This window comes from Magnetococcales bacterium (genome assembly GCA_015231925.1).
Lineage (GTDB): Bacteria > Pseudomonadota > Magnetococcia > Magnetococcales > JADGAQ01 > JADGAQ01.
On sequence record JADGAQ010000272.1, the window covers coordinates 1 to 4,248 of the forward strand.

Sequence of the window (4,248 nt, forward strand, 5' to 3'; positions counted from 1 at the left end):
GCAAATGAGGGCCGTCAGGTTTCCCATCCGCACCGACGCCCGCGAGGAACGATTGGCTCCGATTCAGGCCAGCGCCGCGAGATGCGGGGTGTCAACGGCGAACGGACAAGTCCCAGGGCGCTGCCCTGGACCCGCCGGGGGGGGATAATCCCCCCCGGACCCCCGTAATACCTCAACTCACTCCCGGATCCACATCTGATTGATGGTGTCGGGTCGGGACCAGACCAGTTTGAAGCCGTTTTCCACCAGGATGGGTCGGCAGATGGCCTCGCCGTGCATCTCGATGGCGATGCTGCGCAGGCGGGGATCGGCCAGGGTCTAAGTCACCAGGGGAATTCTACGACTTCGTTTCTACTTATGATTAACCTCCGCTCATGGAGATTACTTTTTCCGATCATGATTCACTCCAAGCCTCTCAATCTATCTATTTACAGATCTAGCGAATAATTATGAAAGGGTAGTTCAGTACTCACACGGTTCCTTCGGACACGACCATAAGTAATGCAGCGCGAATTGCGGCGATTTATGAATATTTAAACAATTCATCATAAATATGGCCTAAATATTTTAGGACAAATTATTATTAAATTTATCACCACGTTCCACTGTAAGATTATTTTGTTGACTTCCAAGATTGCTTTCGGTTTATTGAATAGGTGTGTGCGAGTTTATTAACCCCATACAAACCCACCAATACAAATAATCCAACAAGCGAATATTAACATCAATCGACTAATGAAATGAAAATCTTCAAAACAACCACCCCCTATTTAAATATATTTTGGAATACACTAAAGACAACATTACAAATGATTATCGCTCCAAATTTCCAACACAAAAGAGGCCAACAATGGGAAATACAGCATTCGTATTAATGAAGTTCAGCAAATCAACTGATGAAATATACACCTACCTATCTACTCTACTTAAAAGCCTCCACTGGACTTGCGATAGAGCAGACCAGAACTATATTGGAGGCGGCGACTTTGTTGCTCTCGTCATTAGAAAGATCGAAGAAGCCGATATTATTATTGCGGACTTTACCGAACAGAGCTGCAGCGTAACTTATGAATTAGCTTTAGCTCACGCTCTCGATAAGCCGACCATTCTAATAGCAGGCAAAAAAAAGGACATCCCAGCTTACATGATTCGCGCTCAGTGTATTATTTACGGAACCGGTGCAAAAGGATTTAATGATTTATCCGATGGCATCAGAAAAAATTTAGAAGCTTACTCAAATGGAAGCCTTGCACATGATAATCCATTTACTTCAACACTCAAGGAAAACCCATACAAAAGCATTGCAAGCACTAGAACTGTAATAGAGGCTGAAAAAAAGACAATAAGGAGGGTTTGTGTTGTTACTCCGAAATTTGTATCAGACCATTCACCCTTCAAAGAAGTCGTGATAGAAAATTTAAAAAAAGATATTGAATATATTTATATTATTCCTAGCATTGATTATGTTATTCGAGACCTGAAGGTTTTTTATGAATTCCTTATTCAAAAGATTCCACACGACAAGCTATCACTGTTTTCCGCTTACACAATCAACCAAGAATATATTGAGTCTGATATTACAATAATCGATCCTTTAACCAAAAATGAAAAAGCCTATATACTCGCCCCAACAACACACAATTTAAATTATCGTCTGCGAGGAGATCATCTACAAAGAATAATTAGTAGATTTAACATGCTTGTAACGAAGGGACAAAAAATTCTATGATGATAGCTGACAAGACGGTTAACGTCGAGGTATTGCATATCGCAAGCGAAGCCATAAACCACAATCCAGACAAGGAAAACTGTGAGTTTATTATTCCAACTAATTGGCAGAAAGAAATAGAGGATAATATTGACACTCTTTATGGAGTCATGCTTGATGACACCGATGTCTCCAGCGGGGGAGACATCTGCGAAAAACAATTACGCAAACATATCGGAGATTTGGGCCTCTATCCTTGCACCTTCATCAAAGAAACACAATTAGCACCATTGGTTGCTGCCATATTTCAACTCCTTCCACGAGACAGAATAGCAGAACGAATGGGAAGGATATATCTTCACAACTCCGGCAAACCTCCAAAACACTGTCGAGAAGTCCTACTCCTCAGACTCGAGAATGGAGAGTCATACGGCAATTTACACTCCACAGAAGCATTGCAAATCTCTTCCTCATCAATTCATTTACGATATCGCCCATCATGCCAGTTTTATGTAACCGCATGGTATATTTTTCGATTACTAACCCCAAAAAAGAAATGGATTGAACTAGCAAATACCTATGACGACCTTACAAAGGAAGACTTCATTAAGAAAATGGCGTCCGATATACTAATCAACAGAATTGGAAAACCAACCCCAATTATCACGTTCCTACATGAGCATTTTACAGTAACCGAAAATATTGCTAGATATTTAGGAAGCCAACTAACCCAAAAAACTATTTCAGGAATGTTTAATAGCAACATACTTATTCGTAACAAGTATTTCAATAATAAAGGAGATATAATATATTAATTTACCGTAACTATTCAGACCCCTGCCCCGTGCAGCATGATCGTGTCAACGGCGAACGGAACAAGTCCCAGGGGTGCCCCCTGGACCCCAGGGGGTTGGAGGTCAACAGCAAAAGGACAAGTCCCAGGGCGCTGCCCTGGACCCGCCGGGGGGGATAATCCCCCCCGGACCCCCGTAATACTCAATAGTCAAAGAATCAGCTCCCCACCCGCAACACACACCGTGCCGTCAACACCTCCGCTCCGCAAAGCCACTGACCGCGCAATTCCCACTCCCCGCGTGGTCCTGCCCGAAAGCGAATGGCTTCCGTCGTCGAGGGAGCCATCTCCAGTTGCACGGGCTGTCCAACCAGCGCCACATGCAGCGACATGCCCTTTTCCCGATTGGTTAGAATCAGCGTCACCTCGGCATCAAGTGGCAGGGTGATCTCCTTTTGTCCGAAGCTGGAGCCCTCCGCCACCAGATAAAGACGTGCGCCTTCGGCAGTTCGAACCAGACGGGAGTCCTGGCCCAGCCGGATGCCGTCCTGTTGCGCCATACTGGGGATTTCGCTGAAAAAACAGGCTTCGCGCGGCAAAGGCGGGCCGGGGGCGAGCTGGGAATGGTGCAGAATCAAACCGTCCCGTGGTTGGGGCAGGTAGATTTCCCTCGGGGGCAGAGCCGGGTTTTGCAGGGAGAAGAGTTGCAATCGCGTGGGGCGTGGCCAGCCGGGGCGCGGTGGCAGATCGGGTGCGGTTTGCACCGCCAGCCAATGCGCATTGCCGGTCAGCGCGACGATCGGGCCGGGCAGGGGGGTGTGCCGCAGAGGTGATCCGCTCGTCATATCCCAGGTGGCCCACTGTTTTTCGAGGCTGGAGGCGGTGAAGGCGCGGTTGTCGGCGTCGAAACCGCTGAACAGGGGCCCAAGGCCGAGGCGGGGTTGTGCGGAAAAGAGGTTGGCGGGGCCGATTTGCCCGGCGAAGAGGCGTTCCACCCGCGACCACGGCATGACCAGCACCTGCGAGCCCTGGCTGGGATCGATGAGGGCGGTGAAGCCGTCGGGGCTGGTGGAGAGGCGATGGGGTGCGCCGGAAAGGGGTATGTGACGCAGCCAGGCGCTGTTGTCGTCGCGGCCTTCGAGGAAGGGGATGTTGTCGCGGCGTGGGAGATCGGCGTGGGAGGCGGCTTCGTCGAGGGCCTCCAGGTCGAGGAGAATCAGGGAGCGGCGATTGGCGGCGGCCTGATCGAGGCAGGCGGCGAAGCGGCCCAGTCCGGAGGTGTCGCCCTGAAGCAGCGGGGCGGGCAGACGTACTTGCCAGCGGGGTTGCAGGGTGGCGGCGTCGATGGCGGTGAGCAGGCCGGGGTTGGCGGTGGGGTGTTTTTCGCCGCCCAGGGTGTAGAGGGTGCGCGTGAAGGGCATGCGTTCCGCGATGAGGGCGGTCAGATGGGAATAATGGGGGATGTCGCTCAGACGGTCCGGGCGCAGGGCGGGCAGGTTCAGGCGCAGCAGCCGGTTGTTCAGGGTATCGAGGAGAAAGAGGAAACGCCCCGAAGCGAGATTGTTGGAGTAGGAGGGCAGGGGATTGTGGGCCTGGCCGGGCAGAAGGGTTTGGTGGCTGTTGTTGGTCAGGAGCAGGGTGGCGTCGAGGGTGGTGCCGTAGCCGGCGGCCGGGGTGAAGAGGGGGATTTGGGCGATCTCCTGGAGGGAGGGCAGGGAGAGGAGGTGGAGGCTGTTGGGGGAGGTGA

3 protein-coding genes are annotated in these 4,248 nt (G+C 50.7%); 2 read left to right on the forward strand and 1 reads right to left on the reverse strand.

Going from position 1 to position 4,248, the window contains the following annotated elements; all coding sequences use genetic code 11:
- The first annotated feature begins 850 nt into the window (after positions 1-850).
- Together HQL56_18545 and HQL56_18550 are read left to right on the forward strand one after the other, a co-directional pair.
- Complete coding sequence (locus HQL56_18545) at positions 851-1,729, forward strand: hypothetical protein (GenBank protein MBF0311515.1); 879 nt, start codon at positions 851-853, stop codon at positions 1,727-1,729.
- The gene (locus HQL56_18550; GenBank protein MBF0311516.1) at positions 1,726-2,523 is read left to right on the forward strand and encodes a hypothetical protein; all 798 of its coding nucleotides are present in this window, start codon (positions 1,726-1,728) and stop codon (positions 2,521-2,523) included. The genes HQL56_18545 and HQL56_18550 overlap by 4 nt, the downstream gene beginning before the upstream one ends.
- A 196-nt stretch (positions 2,524-2,719) precedes the next feature.
- Here the strand turns inward: HQL56_18550 and HQL56_18555 are convergent.
- Positions 2,720-4,248 (reverse strand): hypothetical protein (locus HQL56_18555; GenBank protein MBF0311517.1); only part of this gene is annotated, 1,529 nt, incomplete at its 5' end.